At 40.9% G+C, this 18,518-nt stretch carries 19 protein-coding genes; 8 read left to right on the plus strand and 11 right to left on the minus strand.

Annotated features, from left to right (window positions below; genetic code table 11):
• The first annotated feature begins 4 nt into the window (after positions 1-4).
• Positions 5-682, plus strand: coding sequence for an LrgB family protein (locus AC1M86_RS14180; protein WP_035270007.1), 678 nt, complete (start codon positions 5-7; stop codon positions 680-682).
• Positions 683-757: 75 nt separating this feature from the next.
• Here AC1M86_RS14180 and AC1M86_RS14185 read toward each other — a convergent pair whose 3' ends face one another.
• The 4 genes from AC1M86_RS14185 to AC1M86_RS14200 form a co-directional block, all read right to left on the minus strand.
• Positions 758-1,609 (minus strand): symmetrical bis(5'-nucleosyl)-tetraphosphatase, encoded by an 852-nt coding sequence (locus AC1M86_RS14185; protein WP_481592325.1) that lies wholly within the window; start codon positions 1,607-1,609, stop codon positions 758-760.
• Positions 1,610-2,422: a 16S rRNA (adenine(1518)-N(6)/adenine(1519)-N(6))-dimethyltransferase RsmA gene (gene rsmA, locus AC1M86_RS14190; RefSeq protein WP_035270009.1), complete on the minus strand. Its 813-nt coding sequence runs from the start codon at positions 2,420-2,422 to the stop codon at positions 1,610-1,612.
• Positions 2,423-2,452: 30 nt separating this feature from the next.
• Positions 2,453-3,433, minus strand: coding sequence for a 4-hydroxythreonine-4-phosphate dehydrogenase PdxA (pdxA, locus tag AC1M86_RS14195; protein WP_481608220.1), 981 nt, complete (start codon positions 3,431-3,433; stop codon positions 2,453-2,455).
• Between the two features lie 106 nt (positions 3,434-3,539).
• Complete coding sequence (locus AC1M86_RS14200) at positions 3,540-3,812, minus strand: hypothetical protein (protein ID WP_481598026.1); 273 nt, start codon at positions 3,810-3,812, stop codon at positions 3,540-3,542.
• 360 nt (positions 3,813-4,172) lie between these two features.
• On the opposite strand from AC1M86_RS14200, the gene rplM reads away from it, so the two are divergent.
• The 6 genes from rplM (at position 4,173) to AC1M86_RS14230 (ending at position 7,652) form a co-directional block, all read left to right on the plus strand.
• Positions 4,173-4,601, plus strand: coding sequence for a 50S ribosomal protein L13 (gene rplM, locus AC1M86_RS14205; protein ID WP_035270016.1), 429 nt, complete (start codon positions 4,173-4,175; stop codon positions 4,599-4,601).
• Positions 4,602-4,613: 12 nt separating this feature from the next.
• Positions 4,614-5,000, plus strand: a complete 387-nt coding sequence (rpsI, locus tag AC1M86_RS14210; protein ID WP_035270019.1) for a 30S ribosomal protein S9 — start codon at positions 4,614-4,616, stop codon at positions 4,998-5,000.
• A gap of 276 nt (positions 5,001-5,276) precedes the next feature.
• Positions 5,277-5,648, plus strand: coding sequence for a hypothetical protein (locus AC1M86_RS14215; RefSeq protein ID WP_092768494.1), 372 nt, complete (start codon positions 5,277-5,279; stop codon positions 5,646-5,648).
• A gap of 222 nt (positions 5,649-5,870) precedes the next feature.
• On the plus strand, positions 5,871-6,524 hold the full coding sequence (locus AC1M86_RS14220; RefSeq protein ID WP_035269487.1) for a glutathione S-transferase N-terminal domain-containing protein: 654 nt from the start codon (positions 5,871-5,873) through the stop codon (positions 6,522-6,524).
• Between the two features lie 21 nt (positions 6,525-6,545).
• A complete protein-coding gene (locus AC1M86_RS14225; RefSeq protein ID WP_035269488.1) occupies positions 6,546-6,980 on the plus strand; it encodes a ClpXP protease specificity-enhancing factor in 435 nt (144 codons plus the stop codon).
• Positions 6,981-7,001: 21 nt separating this feature from the next.
• Complete coding sequence (locus AC1M86_RS14230; protein ID WP_481596612.1) at positions 7,002-7,652, plus strand: hypothetical protein; 651 nt, start codon at positions 7,002-7,004, stop codon at positions 7,650-7,652.
• Positions 7,653-7,697: 45 nt separating this feature from the next.
• Here the strand turns inward: AC1M86_RS14230 and AC1M86_RS14235 are convergent, their stop codons facing one another.
• The 6 genes from AC1M86_RS14235 to AC1M86_RS14260 all read right to left on the minus strand — a co-directional run bounded on the left by AC1M86_RS14235 (position 7,698) and on the right by AC1M86_RS14260 (position 16,264).
• Complete coding sequence (locus AC1M86_RS14235) at positions 7,698-9,647, minus strand: acetyl/propionyl/methylcrotonyl-CoA carboxylase subunit alpha (protein WP_481608221.1); 1,950 nt, start codon at positions 9,645-9,647, stop codon at positions 7,698-7,700.
• A gap of 83 nt (positions 9,648-9,730) precedes the next feature.
• Complete coding sequence (locus tag AC1M86_RS14240) at positions 9,731-10,561, minus strand: enoyl-CoA hydratase/isomerase family protein (protein ID WP_481588008.1); 831 nt, start codon at positions 10,559-10,561, stop codon at positions 9,731-9,733.
• A 14-nt stretch (positions 10,562-10,575) separates the two neighbouring features.
• Positions 10,576-11,733, minus strand: a complete 1,158-nt coding sequence (locus AC1M86_RS14245) for an acyl-CoA dehydrogenase family protein (RefSeq protein ID WP_481592318.1) — start codon at positions 11,731-11,733, stop codon at positions 10,576-10,578.
• 139 nt (positions 11,734-11,872) lie between these two features.
• Complete coding sequence (locus AC1M86_RS14250; RefSeq protein ID WP_481608222.1) at positions 11,873-13,486, minus strand: acyl-CoA carboxylase subunit beta; 1,614 nt, start codon at positions 13,484-13,486, stop codon at positions 11,873-11,875.
• Between the two features lie 24 nt (positions 13,487-13,510).
• The gene (locus AC1M86_RS14255) at positions 13,511-14,392 is read right to left on the minus strand and encodes an SDR family oxidoreductase (protein ID WP_481608223.1); all 882 of its coding nucleotides are present in this window, start codon (positions 14,390-14,392) and stop codon (positions 13,511-13,513) included.
• A 72-nt stretch (positions 14,393-14,464) separates the two neighbouring features.
• Positions 14,465-16,264: an acyclic terpene utilization AtuA family protein gene (locus AC1M86_RS14260; protein ID WP_481608224.1), complete on the minus strand. Its 1,800-nt coding sequence runs from the start codon at positions 16,262-16,264 to the stop codon at positions 14,465-14,467.
• Between the two features lie 160 nt (positions 16,265-16,424).
• Between AC1M86_RS14260 and AC1M86_RS14265 the strand changes: the two genes are divergently transcribed.
• The gene (locus AC1M86_RS14265; protein ID WP_035269534.1) at positions 16,425-17,027 is read left to right on the plus strand and encodes a TetR/AcrR family transcriptional regulator; all 603 of its coding nucleotides are present in this window, start codon (positions 16,425-16,427) and stop codon (positions 17,025-17,027) included.
• A 52-nt stretch (positions 17,028-17,079) separates the two neighbouring features.
• Here AC1M86_RS14265 and AC1M86_RS14270 read toward each other — a convergent pair whose 3' ends face one another.
• Positions 17,080-18,243 (minus strand): acyl-CoA dehydrogenase family protein, encoded by a 1,164-nt coding sequence (locus tag AC1M86_RS14270; protein WP_481608225.1) that lies wholly within the window; start codon positions 18,241-18,243, stop codon positions 17,080-17,082.
• Positions 18,244-18,518: the final 275 nt, after the last annotated feature.

The raw sequence follows: 18,518 nt of genomic DNA on the forward strand, positions 1-18,518 counted from the left end.
AAATATGCTCGCAATTTTAATCGGCTTTGCTATTACGTTATTCGCCTATCTAATTTCAAAACCCTGTAACCGTGTCGTACCACAGATTCCTGTCATTGTATTCGGGATGTTCTTTGTGATCGTCATCTTACTGATTATTGGTATTCCTTATGATCACTACATGAAAGATGTCAATCCGATTTTTGATCATTTATTAGGATACGTCACAGTGGCTCTCGCGATCCCTCTTGCAGCGATGCGTTATGACGATTTACCACTAAAAGGCATTTTAGGAATATTAGTGTTTGCTAGTGTCAGTGCAGTCGCATTGCCTATGGGCTTAGCCTATTTACTGCATATGGCGGATTCGACCATTATGGCTTTCGCTACACGTGCAGTGACGACACCAATCGCAATTAATATTGCGACCTTACTCCATGCACCAATTAGCTTAGCCATTTTAATCGTCATTTTATCTGGTGTGATTGGCGCAGCTTTTTCACCACTCATACTACGTCATATTAATGATGAGCGTGCCTCAGGCTTAGCACTCGGCTTAGCAGCTCATGCGATTGGGACAGCTCAAGCTTGGCAACGAGGCAGTGTAGCTGGTCGTTATGCTGCATTTGGTATGGCGGTAAATGCAACGTTTACAGCCGTTTGGCTCCCTACTTTTATTCACTTTTTAAAAGCGACCTCTTGATTTACCCACGATTGAAAATAAAAAAGCCACTGATGAGTGGCTTTTTTATTAGACGAAAACGACCTAAAGTAGATTCTATGCAAACATAGGATTATCTACAGCAAACATTTGCTGATCTTCAAGACGATACGCCATTAATTGATTGCCCCAGACACAACCACCGTCAACATTCTGAATATGCGCAGATATTGTTCTGCCCTGTAAGGCAGCCCAATGTCCAAAAATGACTTGATGAGTTTGAGCAGCTTTTGACTCATATTCAAACCATGGCTGATAGCCAGCTGGCATCGGCTCATCTAAAGCATCTTTAAAACTAAATTCGAGTCGTCCCTCTGGATCAGTCAAACGCATACGGGTTAGATAATTAACAATACATCGTAAGCGCTCATGTCCTGTTAAATCATCTGACCATAATGTAGGTTCTTTACCATACATTTCTTTCAAAAATGCATCCAGAACATCAAAATCATCATGCGCAATAACCGCTTCAACCTCTTGAGCAAACTGTTTCACTTGCTCTACTGTCCAAATATGTGGAATACCCGCATGTGTAATGACAATATTTTCATTTGGACATAAACATAAGGGTTGTTTGCGTAACCAGTCGATTAAATCATCACTGTCAATCGCATCAATCACATCACGAGTATTGTCTTTCTCTTTAATCTCTTTAATGCCCCTTGCGCCCGCTAACAAGGTCAAATCATGATTACCCAAGACTGTCGCAGCAACGCCTCGATCGACCAGTTTCTTGATAAAACGTAAAGCGCCAATCGAGTTTTCACCACGTGCGACTAAATCACCCGCAAACCATAAAAAATCCTGATCAGGATCAAATTTGATTTCCTTGAGTAACATTTTCAAAGCTTCAAAACAGCCCTGAACATCACCAATCACGTAATTATATCGAATGTTTTCACCAGCCATTTATGCATCTACCATTTGATCTGCAAGTGCAACAAATTGAGCAAGTGTTAATGTTTCTGGACGCGCCATTGGATCAACACCAGCTTTTTCAAATCCTTCCTCTTGCAACATGCCTTTTAAACTGTTGCGAAGTGTCTTACGGCGTTGTGTAAATACATGGGAGACTAAACGTGCCAAGGCTTTTTCATTCTTCGCCACTATTGGTTTTACATCATACGGCTCTAAGCGAAATACCGCAGAAGTTACTTTGGGTGGTGGGTTGAACGAACCAGGTGGCACTTCAAACAAGAATGTTGGTTTACAGTAATACTGAATCATGACTGATAAACGACCATATTCTTTGGTATTTGGTGATGCCGTAATACGATCGACCACTTCTTTTTGCAACATGAAGTGCATGTCTTTGACCTTGTCACCAAACTCTAAGAGATGAAATAACAAAGGCGTAGAAATGTTATAAGGTAAGTTACCGACAACACGCAACGGACGACCATCAAACAATTCAGTGAAGTCGTAGCGTAAAGCATCAGTTTCCACAATAGTTAAACGTTCAGGATGCGGTACACGACCCGGTAATCCAGCTGCTAAATCACGGTCTAATTCAATGACAGTCAAAGCATCACATTCACCAATTAAAGGCGATGTTAAAGCAGCAAGACCTGGACCAATTTCAACAATATTGTCACCAGTACGCGGGTTCACCGAACGCACAATTTTGGCAATGACACGTTGGTCATGTAAGAAGTTTTGACCAAAACGCTTACGCGTGTGATGCCCTTCATCTTTCGGGTTTAAGGCATTAATCTGATACATAAGGATTTCCAACGTGTAATTAAGACAAGATCACTGACGCGCTAAATCGAGCGCTAAGTCCACAGCCACATGTAAGCTCGAGCTTTTCGCAAGTCCAGTACCTGCGAGGGAGAGTGCTGTGCCATGATCGACAGAGGTGCGAATAAACGGCAAGCCCAAAGTAATATTAATGGCTTCACCAAATCCTTGTGATTTTAACACAGGTAATCCCTGATCGTGATACATGGCTAAAACTGCATCGGCATCTTTTAAATTTTCTGGTGTAAATAAGGTATCTGCAGGCAGACATAAACTCATGTCTATCCCTTGCGCACGATAGCGTTCAAGTACAGGATTAATCACTTCGATCTCCTCCACTCCTAAATAACCATCTTCACCTGCATGAGGATTTAAACCGCACACCAAAATTTTGGGAGATTCGATTTTAAATTTTGATTTTAAATCATGAATTAGAATGTCGATGACCTGATGCAAGCGCTCAGCTGTAATCGCATCCGCAACCGCACGAAGGGGTAAGTGCGTGGTTGCAAGTGCAACACGTAAGGTTTTGGTTGCCAGCATCATGACCACGCGTAATACACCAGCAAACTCTTGGTAAAACTCAGTGTGACCACTGAAATGAATACCTGCCTCATTGATCACTGACTTTTGTACAGGTGCTGTCGCCACGCCAACGCTTTTACCTGACATCGCATAGTCTGCAGAACGGCGGAGTTGCTCTAAGACATAACTCGCATTTTGAACATTTAACTCACCCAGTACTACACTTTCATTTAAAGGAATATGTTCCACATAAAGCTGACCCACTTTTGACGATGTTTGTTGCCCTTGATACTCAATCACTTCAACTTCAAGATGAAGTTTTTCTGCACGTTGCTTGAGCATTTGTATATCAGCAAGCACGACGAGTGGACGCTCATCCAAACGTTGCGCAAGGCTTAAACAGATATCAGGACCAATTCCAGCAGGCTCACCGCTGGTGACATACAAAGGAAGCATAACGATCATCATTCAAGGATTTTTATTATTTTAATACAGATCGAATGTACGATGTTCAACAATACCAAAATGGTAAAATCTTAGCCCTCTGATTTTTTTAATCGTTCTTTTGAGTCTTTTAGCGCCAATCCATACGAAATCTTGCATCTAATAGACCAAAAGCATGAGCGACTTCGGATACACATACAATCACGATGACGAAGAACAAACCCAACAAAAGAATGCGTCCAATCGTTGAACGCGCTGAATAAAATGCTGAATCTTTAATGCACAAGAAACCAAAGCCACCGATTAAATAGATGATCCAAGGGAAAATCATAAAATGTGCATACATTGAATATATAAGAATGACACTTAAAACATCGATTCCATAAATAGCGCCAAACACCATGCTAACACTAAATATATTCCGAGAAAAATGAATAAAAATCCGGTCAAAAATTTCGTCACCTTGCTCAATTTGATTTGATCATGGCGTGAAGATAAATCTGAATGACGAACAGGAGGAGAGAAACGATCATTATTATTTTGTGAACTCATCAAAACTCCGAGCTATTATTATGATTATTTCCTCATTACAAACGAAATTGATTAAATAAACCGCTATACTTTTCAATCTAAATTAAATAGAATATGCCCCTCGAAATCTTAATATTTTGATTGTGGTTCTAGTGTTTTTCCGCTAGAATTCGCTCTCCTTTTTGTTTGGACAGATTCCACCGTCCAAACCAACTATAATAGGTAGTGGTTAATGAAAACTCTCAGCGCTAAGCCAGCTGAAGTTCAACACGACTGGTACGTTGTTGATGCTTCTGGCAAAACTTTAGGTCGTCTTGCGACTGAAATCGCACGTCGTTTACGCGGTAAGCACAAAACTTCTTATACTCCTCACGTTGACACTGGTGATTACATCGTAATTATCAATGCTGAGCAAGTTCAAGTAACTGGTAATAAGTCACTTGATAAGAAATACTATCGCCACACTGGTTTCCCTGGTGGTATCCGTGAAACTAACTTTGAAAAATTAGTTGCTCACAAGCCAGAAGAAATCTTCCAACGCGCTGTAAAAGGCATGTTGCCAAAAGGTCCTCTTGGTTATGCTATGATCAAGAAAATGAAAGTGTATGCTGGTGCTGAGCATCCTCACACAGCTCAACAGCCACAAGTTTTGGACATCTAAGGGATACAGCACATGGCTACTAACTATGGTACAGGTCGCCGTAAGACCGCAACTGCACGTGTTTTCCTATCTGCTGGTACTGGTAAACTCGTTATTAACAACCGTTCTTTAGAACAATACTTCGGTCGTGAAACTGCTCGTATGGTTGTACGTCAACCACTAGAGCTTTTAGATGCTACTGAGAAATATGACCTTTACATCACTGTTGCTGGTGGTGGTATCGGTGGTCAAGCTGGCGCAATCCGTCACGGTATTACTCGTGCATTGATCGCTGCTGACGAAACTTTAAAACCTGCTCTTCGTCAAGCTGGTTTCGTTACTCGTGATGCTCGTGAAGTTGAACGTAAGAAACTTGGTTTACGTAAAGCTCGTAAACGTCCACAATTCTCTAAACGTTAATTCGTTTTCCGAATTCGGACAAAAAAACCTTGGCTTATGCCAAGGTTTTTTTTCATCTTTATATTTTCCCTTACTCATGAAAATCAGTCGTACACGATACTTTAAAATGAATATTAAACGCTGATATCAATAAAAAGACGCTAGTTTTTATTGCTCTATTTTGACTGACTTAAACAAATATATGCTTAATCATCTATCCCAATTTGAGGATTGTTAACTTTTTACAACTTTATTAAAAAATACTTTCATGCAGTTTTTTAAATTAAAGGGATAAAAATGTTAAATAGGGAAATATGTTTATCATTCGCCGTAGCCGCTACAATATTAGGTACATCCAATATTGCACAAGCAAATAACTCACAATCGATAGATGCTTTAGCCGTGTGTTGGCAATCCAATACGGGTAAGCATGTTTGTGATGGACCCATACAAAGATTAATGTCTTCATATGAAAACATAAATAAAGCATTAGAGTTAGTTGGATGCTCAGATGGATATCCTGTACAAAATAACAGTCTGGTACATCGATCTTTAGGTCAAAAATTCTCAATGGTTTACAAGTGTGGCTATAAACTTAGACCTGGCGACACAAGTGCATTAACTAACAATCGCGACGTCCGTCAATGGTGGAGTGGAATCATACATTAGTGCACAAGGCCGATTTAAAGATCGGCTTTTTATATCGCTTTGGATAAAAAGCTAAAGATTAAATTTCAACAATACAAGGATAGAAATTTAAAAAACCACGTTACAGACATAAATACGATTCAATATGAAATTCAAGTGTTTTAATAGGCATCGCTCATTAAACGATGATTTTAGCGTGCATTTTTAGTATCCTTATCTATTCATTAATACTTTGATTGGAATATGTCAGTCGAAACCACCCCCTTACAAGGCATCACCGTTTATAGTCATGCAGATGACTTTCGATCGCATTGGATTCGCTTCTTACTGGCAGAAAAACAAATTAAACATAATTTATTTATTGTCGACGAAGACAACGAGGATCTTGCGAGTTTAAATCCATACAATCGACTCCCGATGATGATTGAAAATGAGTTAAAACTTTTCAATACATCCATCATTTCTGAATATTTAGATGATCGCTATCGTCAGAATAAGTTATATGCAGATGCTCCTGCTCCACGTGCAGAACAACGCCAATATATATGGCGTTTTGAAAATGACTGGTTAAAACTTGCAGATGATATGTTGCGCCACCCAGACACACTTGATGTTGACGCACAAAAGGCAGCCCAAAAAAAGTTAAAAGATACGCTTATCTCGCTGACACCTTTGTTTCAGCACTATCCTTATTTCATGTCTGAACAATTTACAATTTTAGATTGCATGTTGGCACCGATTTTTATACGGTTAAGAACGATGGGTATTGAGCTTCCAAAGCAACAATGCCGCCCGTTTTATTTATATTGCCAGCGTGTTTTCAGTCGTCCAGCCTTCATTAAGTCCATGACGGTTCAGGAAAAAAATCGTTATAGTCCTGAATTAAAATCCGCTTAAAAAAGCAAAAGAGTGAGTCACATGTCTGATCAAGAAATCAAATTAAGTCCAACTCGCCCGTATTTAGCACGTGCGATTTATGAATGGATTTGCGATAACAATCTCACCCCATATCTACTGGTAGATGCCACACAGCCTTATACCGATGTACCTACACAGTTCGTTCAAGACGGTCAGATTGTTTTAAATATCGTGCCACATGCTGTACATCAACTACACATGAGCAATGAAGCGATTACCTTTTCCGCACGATTTGGTGGTGTTTCCAAAGATATTTATGTGCCAATCAATGCTGTACTCGGGTTATATGCAAAAGAAAATGGTCAAGGATTATTCTTTGATCCTGATGAATATGCCAATGCACAAACGGATGAAAATCCGATAGAATCTAAACAGCAACAAAATCAAGAAAATGAAGCACCAAAGAAAAAACCGAGTTTAAGAATTTTGGATTGAAAAAACTTACAGGAGAGTTGAATGGCTTTTGATTTAGTACAATATTTTGCTGAGCAGACCAAAATTCAAAAGCCTCAGCTGTTGAAACAGTATCCAGCTGAACAACGGCATGAATATCTCAATGAATTAAATATCTTAGCTTTAGGTAAACTCATCAGCCTATGGCGTAAAGACGAAAAAAAAATATACCAAGAAATTCATGCCGCTGACCAACTTTATATTCAAGAAGTCGCACGGCATTTGACGACATCTCAACATAATCAGTCTACGCTGTCTCATCAAGAACTTGAAACTGCGACATCAGAGATTTTGACCTTACAGCTTAATGAACTTAAACAACTTGATGTAACAGGTCATTATCAACTACAAGGCATGAATGAATTACTTCAGGGTCAAGTTGAACATCTCTCTGGTAAAGCAAAAGATTGGGTTTGGCTAACAAATAACCTAAATGAGTTGATTGGTTCTCAACCTGTCATTCAAGAAGAGATATCATTAGACCAAACGATGAAGGAGTTTCATGATATGGTCAATCAAGTTCAACATGATCACCACGATGTTGCTGAGCCAGAAGTAGTGGCTACACCAACTTGGGCAAAAGTTTTAGAACCTGTAGTTGCGATTGCAATTCTTTGGGTGCTTTACTGTGCCGTACAAACAGTATTTGCATAAATCCGGTCATAAAAAAAGCCATCGTTAGATGGCTTTTTTTATTGCTTATTCAGCATCAACCTCAATATTCATCAAGATTTGACGTTTTTTCACTTGCTGACCAACTTGTCCTACGATTTCACCCACAACACCGTCGACATCTGACTTAATTTGCTGTTGGATTTTCATCGCTTCAAGAATCAATAATGTTTGCCCTTTAGTTACACGCTCTCCAGGTTGAGCAATGACATTTATAATTGCACCATCCATTGGGGCACGAATTTTACCATCCCCTGCCACATCGGCAGTCTCAGGTGGTAAATAGGTAATATTTTCCACCATGACGTTGCCATTCGCGCGATCTAAATAAACAAAATTACCATCAAGAACATAGTCGATTCGACGTCGAATTCCATTAATGCTATAAATCAATTGCTGTGTATTTTGCGCTACAACCTCAATCGACTGGCTTTCACCACAGGTTTCAACACTCACTGAACGACCATCACGATGCACAATGAGATCTAACTTTTGATCATCATATCGAAGTTTCAGTGGTAATGCTGAAGAAACTCCTGTGTTCCAATCTGTTTGCGCAGATGCATTTATCAACAACGCTGCAATCAATGCTAAGCTTTCTAAATTTAGACTCTGTTTATTCAAACTCACATCACTTTGGAAATGCTGTTGAATAAAACCAGTGTTCACATCACCCTCCACCACAAGTGGATGACGTAATAAGTTAACTAAAAACTCCTTATTACTGTTTACACCTAACAGTACAGAATCATTTACAGCACGTGCAAGTAAACGAATCGCATCGGTACGTGTTTTGCCATGTACGATGATTTTAGCCACCATTGGATCGTAGAATGGGCTAACTTCATCAGTTGGCATCATACCGTGATCGATACGTACGCCTTCTAAATCCGAAGGTTGCCAACGCAATACTTTGCCTGTTTGTGGTAAGAAGTCTTGGCGTGGGTCTTCTGCATATAAACGCACTTCAATGGCATGACCATTCATAGTCAATTCTTCTTGCTTGAGCGGTAATGTTTCACCGTTTGCCACACGAAGCTGCCATTCCACAAGATCAAGACCTGTAATCATCTCTGTTACAGGATGCTCTACTTGCAAACGTGTGTTCATTTCTAAGAAATAAAACTCACCTGATTGATCTAGTAAGAATTCAACCGTACCTGCACCCACATAGTTACAAGCTTTGGCTGCGGCAACTGCGGCATCACCCATGGCTTGACGTGTTTCTTGTGTCAATACTGGACATGGTGCTTCTTCAACCACTTTTTGGTGACGACGTTGAATCGAGCAATCACGTTCAAATAAATACACGTAGTTGCCATGTGTATCACCAAAGACTTGGATTTCTACATGGCGAGGCGCAATCACTGCTTTCTCGATAATCAGCTCACCCGAACCGAACGCATTTTCTGCTTCAGAACGGGCAGTTTTTAACGCTTCAAGCAAATCAGCTTCTTGATGTACAAGACGCATACCACGTCCACCACCACCTGCTGATGCTTTCACCATCAATGGGAAACCTACTTTTTTCGCTTGATCTGCTAAAAAGTCGATGTCTTGTTGGTCGCCTTCATAACCCGGTACACAGGGTACGCCTGCTTCAATCATGGCGATTTTAGACAAACGCTTGCTACCCATTAACTCAATCGCACCTGCTGGTGGACCAATAAAGGTAATGCCATTTTCTGCACATGCTGCAGCAAAATCAGTATTTTCTGATAAGAAACCATAGCCCGGATGCACGGCATCTGCGCCAGTTTTCTTACATGCTTCGATGATATTTGGAATCGATAAATAAGATTCTGATACTTTAGAAGGACCAATATAAACCGCTTCATCAGCCACTTGTACATGACGCGCATTTTTGTCGGCATCAGAGTACACAGCAACGGTTTCGTAACCTAAGGCTTTTGCTGTACGCATCACACGAGCAGCAATTTCACCACGGTTTGCAACTAATACTTTTGTAAACGCCATAGTTCCACCAATTTTTTTGGCTCCTCTTGTTTTGAGGAGCGTATCCTTTTTAATTCACATTCATACAGGCGTTGGAATGTGGTTTATTCTGCCCAGCTTGGTTGGCGTTTTTGAATAAACGCCATTGTGCCTTCCATCCCTTCTGCGCTTGCCACAGCATCTGCAAATTGACGTGCTGCATCATCAAGTAACGGCCCCAATTCTTCTTTGGTGGTACGATGTAATAATGCTTTTGTTGCACGCGATGCCAATGGCGCACAGCGTTTAATTTGGGTAATGGTTTCTTCAAGTGCTGATGCAAGTTCAACTTCATCTTCAACCACTTGATGCACAATCCCCACCTCTAAAGCGGTTTGACCTTTAAAACGCATACCTAAAAGTGCTAAACGACGTGCTTGAGTTAAGCCCACACGTGTCACTACAAATGGTGCGATTTGTGCAGGTAAAATCCCTAAGCCAGTTTCAGGTAAGCCAAATTGTGCTTCTGCATGCGCAATTGCTACATCAGAGACACATGCCAAACCAAAACCACCACCAAGTACAGCACCTTCAAGTACAGCCACAACAGTTTGTGGCGCTTGATCCACTTGCTCAATCAGTGCACCAAACGTACGGTTAAAATCGGTATATGGTGTGTTATTACCCACTTCCATTGCTTTAGCACGGATCGCTGCCATATCTTTGATGTTACCACCTGCACAGAAATGACCGCCTTTACCACGCAAAATCACAGCACGTACAGATACATCATCTTTGATTGCAGCGAATACTGCTTGCATCGATTGCACCATTTTTAGGCTCATCGCATTACGGCTTTCAGGATGGTTTAACCATAAAGTTAAAATACCACCGTCTTGCTCTAGGATGATGCTGCCATCAACTTCTAAATTGGCAATTGAACTTGATAATGTCATATCAGATCTCCTGCTTATTTTTTCTTACCAGGAAGGATGTCCATCATCTTACAGATAATGCCAAGCATGATTTCATCCGCACCACCGCCAATCGAAACTAAACGACCATCACGGTAGAATTGTGCTGCTGGGTTGTCTGCCATAAAGCCATTACCACCCCAGAATTGTAAGCAGCTATCTGCAACTTCACGTGTTAAACGACCTGCTTTCAGTTTTGCCATAGACGCCATTTGCGTTACGTTTTCGCCTTCGATATGTAATTGGCAAGCACGATAGGTTAATGCTTTCAGCGCTTCAATTTCAGTCATGAGTTCTGCAAAACGGAAATGGATATATTGGTTATCAATTAATGGCTGACCAAATGTCGTACGCTCTTTAGTGTACTGAATTGTTTTTTCGATACATTGCAACATACCACCCATGGCGTTAGCAGCACCCCACATACGCTCTTCTTGGAACTGAAGCATTTGCATCATAAAGCCCATGCCTTCTTGACCCACTAAGTTACGCTGTGGCACACGTACGTTGTCAAAGAACACCTGTGCAGTGGTACTTGAACGCATACCTAACTTGTCTAATGGCTCAGAGAATGTAATACCCGGTGTATTTGCAGGAACCACAATCATTGATTTGTTAAAGTGTGGCTTACCATCAGAGGTATTCGCTAATAAACAGAAGAAGTCTGCTTGTAGAGAGTTTGTAATCCACATTTTGTGACCATTGATGATGTAATCATCACCATCTTTAGTTGCTGTGGTTTTTAGTGCTGCAACGTCAGAACCTGCTTGAACCTCAGATACTGCAATCGCTGCAACTTTTTCACCTGCAACTGCTGGCGTTAAAAACTCATCACGTAACTCTTTAGAACCAAAACGTGCAATCGCAGGCGTTGCCATATCGGTTTGTACACCCATCGCAAGTGCAACACCACCAACATTGATACGACCTAATTCTTCTGCAACCACCAAGTTATAAGAATAATCGAGTGCCAAACCGCCGTTTTCTTCAGGTTTACAGATACCCAATAAACCCAAATCACCCATTTTTTTGAATACTTCGTGGATTGGGAAACGACCTGCTTTTTCCCATTCTGCTGTAAATGGGTTGATTTCGTTTTCTACAAATTGACGTGTTGTACGGCGTAGCGCTTCATGTTCTTCAGTAAATTTCATTTTTGTCTTCCTTAAAATTTCAATATTTTTTTTTAATCTTTAATCTCCCTTGCGAAGCCATGCTTCTCACCACTTTAAAAAGAGGGGGAATTCCTCACTTTTCACAGGGATGAGGAATATATTCCGCAAGAGGGATTTATTAGAATCTTGGTACACCAAAACGTGTTGGGTTCAGTTCACGTGCTTGTGATTCGTTAATCGTTTGCAACAAGAAAATCAACAGTTTACGTGTATCACGTGGGTCGATAATGCCATCATCATGCAACATCGCTGTGTTGAATAATGCGGTCGATTGCGACTCCAATTTCATTGCTGTCGATTGTTCTAAGAAATCTAACATTTGCTCATTTGGCTCCATGCCAGATTCACGTTGTTTCGCTTCCGCAACAATACGAAGTACCTTACCTGCTTGCGCACCACCCATCACCGCAACACGAGAGTTCGGCCATGAGAAAATAAATTGTGGGCCAAGTGGACGACCACACATCGCATAGTTACCTGCACCATATGAACCATGGGCAATGATCGAGATCTTCGGCACTGTACAGTTGGCAACAGCTTGGATCAGTTTAGAACCATGTTTGATGATGCCGTTTTGTTCTGCATCTGTACCCACCATAAAGCCTGTGGTGTTATGCAAGAATAAAATTGGGCGACGTGTTTGTTCACATAACTGAATAAACTGCGCTGCTTTTGCTGCACCTTGTGGGGTAATTGGGCCATTATTGGTGATGATACCTAAATGCATACCACCAATTTGCGACCAACCACATACCGTATGTGAGTCATACTCATTTTTAAATTCGAAGAAATCAGAATCATCAACAATACGAGCAATGATTTCTTTCATATCCAAAGGTTGTTTTGGATCTGATGGAATGATGCCAAGCAATTCTTCTGCTGAGTAACGTGGCTCTTTATATTCTGGAATATCAAGCTTAACTTGTTCTTTCCAGTTTAAATGTTTAAAGATTTCACGTGCGATACGGATACCATCAGCATCATTTTCTGCCAAGTATTCTGCTGTACCTGCCACTTGTGCATGCATTTCTGCACCACCCAATTCTTCAGCAGTTGCGACTTCACCTGTTGCAGCCAATAATAATGGCGGCCCTGCAAGCAACATTTCAGTTTGCTTACGTACCGTAATTACGTAATCAGATAAACCTGGTTGGTATGCTCCACCTGCTGTTGCGTTACCATGTACTACAGAGATTTGTGGAATCCCTTTCGCAGATAAACGTGCTTGGTTGGCAAATGTTGTACCACCGGCAGTAAATACTTCTGCTGCGTAGTTTAAGTTTGCACCACCACTTTCTGCCAAAGTAATGATTGGTAATTTTTGCTCTAAAGCAATTTGGTGTAAACGTAAGCTTTTGTGTACGCCCATTGGTGCAATTGTACCGCCTTTGATCGCGCTGTTATTCGCAGCCACCATACAACGTGTACCGTTTACAAAACCAATCCCTGCAATGATCCCACCACCTGCTTCTGAACCATCTTTATCATCATGCATCTTGTAACCCACAAGACCACATAACTCTACAAATGGAGAATCTGCATCTAACAATAAACGTACACGTTCATGCGGTAAGATTTTGCCTTTTTTATCAAACTTTGGCTTTGCTTTATATGAGCGATCTAATGCGCTTTGTTGAATAGCACGAATTTCTGCGAGTTGCTCAAGTAGTTTGGCTTTATTCTGTTCAAATACTTCACTTCCTACTGCAACTTCGGACTGAATCACCGCCATACAGTTTCCTCCTTGTAATCTGAATTACTTTTTGTCTTCTTTTTTCTTTAATACTTCTGGAATAAATGCACGGTGGAAGCCATTATACGACTCACTATTATTCGCAGATGATAATGGGAATACGCGTGTCCCTTGTGATGCAGCACCGTCAATGCGTACCGTCATACCTGAAACAAAGTTGGCTGCTTCAGAGAGTAAATACACAATCGCTGAAGAGACTTCCGATTCTGTTCCCATACGTTGTAAAGGCACATTGCTTGAAAGATTAGGGATAATAAATTCCGCCACAGGGCCAGAATACGTATCCATGCCTGATGAGATAATCCAACCCGGTGCCACACAGTTTACGCGTACACCTGATTTACCCCATTCTACCGCAGCCGTTTTGGTCAAGTTATCAACACCTGAACGTGCTGCACCCGAATGACCCATGCCCGGCATACCGCCCCACATATCTGCTGCCATATTCACAATAGCGCCACCATTTTTTGCCATCCACTGGTTATAGGCTTCACGCATTAAAAAGAATGTTGCGTGTAAGTTATTACGGATGACCGCATCAAAACCATTGGCAGAAATACTTTCTAAAGTCGATGGGAACTGACCACCTGCATTGTTCACTAAACCATCGATGCGACCAAATTTTTCGATCACCTCGCTAATCATATTCTTCACTTGTTCTTCTTCGCGGTTATCACACACGATGCCATGTGCACGTCCGCCATCTTCAGTGATCTCAGCAATCACTTTTTCAAGTTTTTCGATCTTACGACCTGTAATCACCACTTGCGCACCAAGTGATGCAAGCTCATGTGCCGTACAACGACCAATGCCCGAGCCACCACCTGTCACAATCACGACTTTGCCAGCGAATGCATCATTTCTAAAAATTGATTGATAACCCATTGCGCATACTTCCATTTTTAATTGATGTAAATTATTTTGAATTGGGCACCGTCTCGATGCCCAAATCTGTGCTTACAGTAAATCTGCAGGCACTTTCACTGGCATATCTAACAATTGCTGTGCAAAGGCTTTACCTTGTGGGTCAATACGTAAGCTCGCTACACCACCACCGCCAAGTGCATCAATTAACAAGAAGTTAAGTGCATTTAAACCCGGCAATTCATAGCGACGAACTTCGCCACCTTCACCGCCTTCAAATACATGCTTCATATATTCAGCAACATTGGCTTCCGTTAAAGATGCACGAATCCAAGGTAAGAATTCTGGTTTACGTGCAAGCACACCGATGTTGCTGTAATTACCTTTGTCACCACTACGTGCATGTGCCACTTCAACCAATGGCACTTCAATTTCGTTACCTGTTAAAGTTGCGACTTCACCTGCAGGGATTGTTGGAATTTCTGCAAGTGGCTCACCATGTGGTACATCAACTTTATGACGCTCACCATTGATATCTACTTCAACATTTAGTTGAGATTTTTCTACCAAGAACGAGAATAATTTAATCACTGGAGATGGTTTTGGACGACCACCCACAATACCTGTTAATGCAGGTGCCATACCTGTGGATGCTTGTGCAATCTCAGAAGCAAAGAACATACATGCTTCTTTAAACATATGTTTAACGGCAATTTTCACCACAACTTCACGTGGTTTTTGTACACGGCGGTTTGCACCATACGTTGTTTCTGTACCTAAAATCTCAATTGATTTTTCAGTAAATGGGGGAATCGAACGAAGTGCCATCACACGTTCAACTTTATTTAAAATCGCGTTTGATACGGCATAGGCTTTTTCTTCTGCATCTTGTCCTGCAAGTAAGAAACTCACCAACACACGGTTACCATCAGGATATGTCGTGCTTACTTTATAGTGCTGTGTTGGCGCTGTACCTTTTGCACCTGTTACCAATACACGATGCTCGCCTACTTGCTCAAGTTTGACTTGGCTAAAATCAGCAGTCACATCAGGCAATAAATAAGCTTGTGGGTGACCGATTTCATACACAATTTGCTCGCCCACTGTACCTGTAGACACTAAACCACCTGTACCATTTGGCTTGGTGACGATAAATGATGAATCTGCTTTTACCTCAACAATTGGGAAGCCCATGTTGTCAAAGCCTTCAACCAAACGCCAATCTGTGAAGTTACCGCCAGTACACTGTGCACCACACTCAATCACGTGACCTGCAAGCGCCGCTTGTGCCAATTTGTCGTAATCTGCTAAATCCCATTTATATTCGTGCAATAAAGGCCCAATCACCACAGCCGAATCCACCACTCGACCTGTAATCACAATATCTGCACCTAAATCTAAAGCATCACGAATCGCCACAGCACCTAGGTAAGCATTGCTACTTGCAACATGCGCAGGCAAAGGCTCGCCCGTAAACATTTCTTTGGTGCCTTGCTTTTGCAATTCACTTTGCTTATCCATTAAATCATCGCCTAAAACGACTGCAACTTTTAAATCTAAACCAGCATTTACAATCACTTGTTGTAAGGCATCACGACACGCCAATGGATTAACACCACCTGCATTGCTCACCACTTTAATTTTTTTATCGGCAATTTTTTTGATGAGCGGTGTCATAACACGACTAACAAAGTCCAATGCATATCCATGAGAAGGATCTTTCATTTTGGCTTTTGCCATGATAGACATGGTGATTTCTGAAAGATAATCAAATACTAAATAGTTAATATCCGACATGTGTACCAATTGAAATGCAGCTGTGTTGGTATCTCCCCAGAAACCTGAAGCACAGCCAATTTTTACAATTTTTTGTTCGTCCTGAATATTTGTCATAACCATCTCATTATTCTGTTTAGAATTTGAGCTTAATCTACCAAGCAAGCGCTTGGTTTGTAAAGTGCAAAATGTTATTATTATTTGCAAATCTGCTTATTGCGCTAAAATTTGCATGGAAGCAACGCGTTTAGAAAACAAAATAGGATAAAATAACAAGATGATCGCGACCTCTATTGACCAAATTCAACCAATAGCCTGCTTTGACGATACACCACGTGGTCGTTTACTTTTGGGGGCAGCTTATTTATTCCATAAACAAGGTTATGCCAAAACCACTGTTCGTGAACTCGCACAGTTTATTGGCATCCAATCTGGAAGTTTATTTCATCATTTCAAAACCAAAGACGATATTTTGGCGCATGTGATGGAACAAACCATCATTTACAATCACGCTTGCCTTGAAAGTGCCATATCCACTTCAGACCATCCAGAGCAACAACTCAAGGCTCTGATTAAAGCTGAACTCGATGCGATCTCTGGGGATACAGGTTCCGCTATGGCTGTATTGGTCTATGAATGGTTTTCACTTTCTGAGGAAAATCAGAAGAAACTATTAAAATTAAGAAATGATTATGAAGGGATATGGCTGAGTGTCATCAAGGTATTACATGACAAAGGCAAAATTAAGCACGATCCTTTTATCTGGCGAAGACTGATTGGTGGTTCAATCGCTTGGACCGTAACTTGGTACAATCCAGAAGGGAAAATGTCACTTGATGAGTTAACCAATATCGTCTGGGATATGGCAATGAATGCTTAACTTTATATCTGATCAATTAAAAAAGGTGGCTTAATCCACCTTTTTATTTCTTTTAGAAGCCCAGCTGTCGGCTTGCCAAATCTTTCATAATTTCCTCAGCTCCACCGCCTATCATATTCACTTTAACTTCGCGATATATACGTTCAGATTTCATGCCACGCATAAAGCCCATGCCACCTAGTGTTTGAACGGCTGCATCAGCACAGAATTGCATAGTTTGCGTTGCTACGTTTTTGAGCATACAAATTTGTGCAATCATTTCATTCCCTTGAAGTTCAGGACGACCCATTTTATATGCCGTATCTTCAAGTAAAGCACGAGTCGTTTGTAAACGTGTTGCCATATCTACCAATTTATGACGAACAACTTGATGATCTACCAAGCGTTTACCAAAAGTACGTCGCTGTTGAGCCCAATCTAGAGCTTCTTCATAACAAACTTTTGCATAACCATAACTACTCGCAGCCAAGAAAAAACGTTCCATATTGAAGTTATTCATGATAACAAAGAAACCCATATTCTCAGGACCAATCAAATTTCTTGCAGGCACTTTAACTTCATCGAAGTGTAGATGAGCGGTATCAGAAGCCCACCATCCCATTTTATCTAACTTCGTTTTTGTAATACCTGGTGTATGGGCATCAATCAGTAGCATTGAGATACCATTGGGTCCTTTTCCTTCAGGATCAGTTCGAACGGCAACGGTATAGTAATCAGCGCGAATACCAGAAGTAATAAAGGTTTTTTCGCCACTGACTACATAGTAATCACCTTCTTTTACTGCTTTTGTTTTAAGTGCTGCAACATCAGACCCCCCTCCCGGTTCTGTTATTGCTAATGCCGAAATCTTCTCACCTGATAAGATTTGTGGCAAAACCTCTGCTTTCACCTCTTCACTTGCAAAGCTATTGATTGGCGGTGCACCGATCATATGTGAAAGTAATGAAGCGATTAACCCTCCTGATGCAGCCTTTGCCAACTCCACACACCCCAATAAAGTATAGAATGCATCTGTATCAGGGATACCACCGTATTTTTCATCAAAACCTGATGCCATCAATCCAACTTCTGCAGCTTTTTTGTAGAGTTCTCGTGGAAAAGATTCGGCTTCATCCCACTCATTTACATAGGGAATAATTTCTTTTTCTACAAATTTTTTTACTGCATCTGCAAATGCAAAGTGTTCATCTGTGTAATAGATCGGATTGTATTGCATCAACTATGTCCCTGAAATTATTTAAATCCTCATAGGCATACTGACATTTATTGTTGTTTTTTTAATTGCAAGAATCATCAATCTTTTGGCATAAATTAACTGAATGGAGCTTCTTATTTAAGTTAAAAGGATTTAATTATTTTCAAATTCATTCTTTACTGCATAAAAAAACACCCCCTTCGAATGAAGGGGGTGTTTAGAATAATGAGCTGGCGATGACTTACTCTCACATGGGTAACCCCACACTACCATCAGCGCTAAGAGGTTTCACTTCT

This window comes from Acinetobacter sp. ANC_7654 (assembly GCF_056779855.1).

What these genes read in the sequence shown, in the direction of transcription:
- AC1M86_RS14180 (WP_035270007.1), top strand. Translation starts at nt 5, where the DNA reads ATGCTCGCAATTTTAATCGGCTTTGCTATTACGTTATTCGCCTATCTA.
- AC1M86_RS14185 (WP_481592325.1), bottom strand. Translation starts at nt 1,609, where the DNA reads ATGGCTGGTGAAAACATTCGATATAATTACGTGATTGGTGATGTTCAG.
- rsmA (WP_035270009.1), bottom strand. Translation starts at nt 2,422, where the DNA reads ATGTATCAGATTAATGCCTTAAACCCGAAAGATGAAGGGCATCACACG.
- pdxA (WP_481608220.1), bottom strand. Translation starts at nt 3,433, where the DNA reads ATGATGATCGTTATGCTTCCTTTGTATGTCACCAGCGGTGAGCCTGCT.
- AC1M86_RS14200 (WP_481598026.1), bottom strand. Translation starts at nt 3,812, where the DNA reads ATGGTGTTTGGCGCTATTTATGGAATCGATGTTTTAAGTGTCATTCTT.
- rplM (WP_035270016.1), top strand. Translation starts at nt 4,173, where the DNA reads ATGAAAACTCTCAGCGCTAAGCCAGCTGAAGTTCAACACGACTGGTAC.
- rpsI (WP_035270019.1), top strand. Translation starts at nt 4,614, where the DNA reads ATGGCTACTAACTATGGTACAGGTCGCCGTAAGACCGCAACTGCACGT.
- AC1M86_RS14215 (WP_092768494.1), top strand. Translation starts at nt 5,277, where the DNA reads ATGTTAAATAGGGAAATATGTTTATCATTCGCCGTAGCCGCTACAATA.
- AC1M86_RS14220 (WP_035269487.1), top strand. Translation starts at nt 5,871, where the DNA reads ATGTCAGTCGAAACCACCCCCTTACAAGGCATCACCGTTTATAGTCAT.
- AC1M86_RS14225 (WP_035269488.1), top strand. Translation starts at nt 6,546, where the DNA reads ATGTCTGATCAAGAAATCAAATTAAGTCCAACTCGCCCGTATTTAGCA.
- AC1M86_RS14230 (WP_481596612.1), top strand. Translation starts at nt 7,002, where the DNA reads ATGGCTTTTGATTTAGTACAATATTTTGCTGAGCAGACCAAAATTCAA.
- AC1M86_RS14235 (WP_481608221.1), bottom strand. Translation starts at nt 9,647, where the DNA reads ATGGCGTTTACAAAAGTATTAGTTGCAAACCGTGGTGAAATTGCTGCT.
- AC1M86_RS14240 (WP_481588008.1), bottom strand. Translation starts at nt 10,561, where the DNA reads ATGACATTATCAAGTTCAATTGCCAATTTAGAAGTTGATGGCAGCATC.
- AC1M86_RS14245 (WP_481592318.1), bottom strand. Translation starts at nt 11,733, where the DNA reads ATGAAATTTACTGAAGAACATGAAGCGCTACGCCGTACAACACGTCAA.
- AC1M86_RS14250 (WP_481608222.1), bottom strand. Translation starts at nt 13,486, where the DNA reads ATGGCGGTGATTCAGTCCGAAGTTGCAGTAGGAAGTGAAGTATTTGAA.
- AC1M86_RS14255 (WP_481608223.1), bottom strand. Translation starts at nt 14,392, where the DNA reads ATGGGTTATCAATCAATTTTTAGAAATGATGCATTCGCTGGCAAAGTC.
- AC1M86_RS14260 (WP_481608224.1), bottom strand. Translation starts at nt 16,264, where the DNA reads ATGACAAATATTCAGGACGAACAAAAAATTGTAAAAATTGGCTGTGCT.
- AC1M86_RS14265 (WP_035269534.1), top strand. Translation starts at nt 16,425, where the DNA reads ATGATCGCGACCTCTATTGACCAAATTCAACCAATAGCCTGCTTTGAC.
- AC1M86_RS14270 (WP_481608225.1), bottom strand. Translation starts at nt 18,243, where the DNA reads ATGCAATACAATCCGATCTATTACACAGATGAACACTTTGCATTTGCA.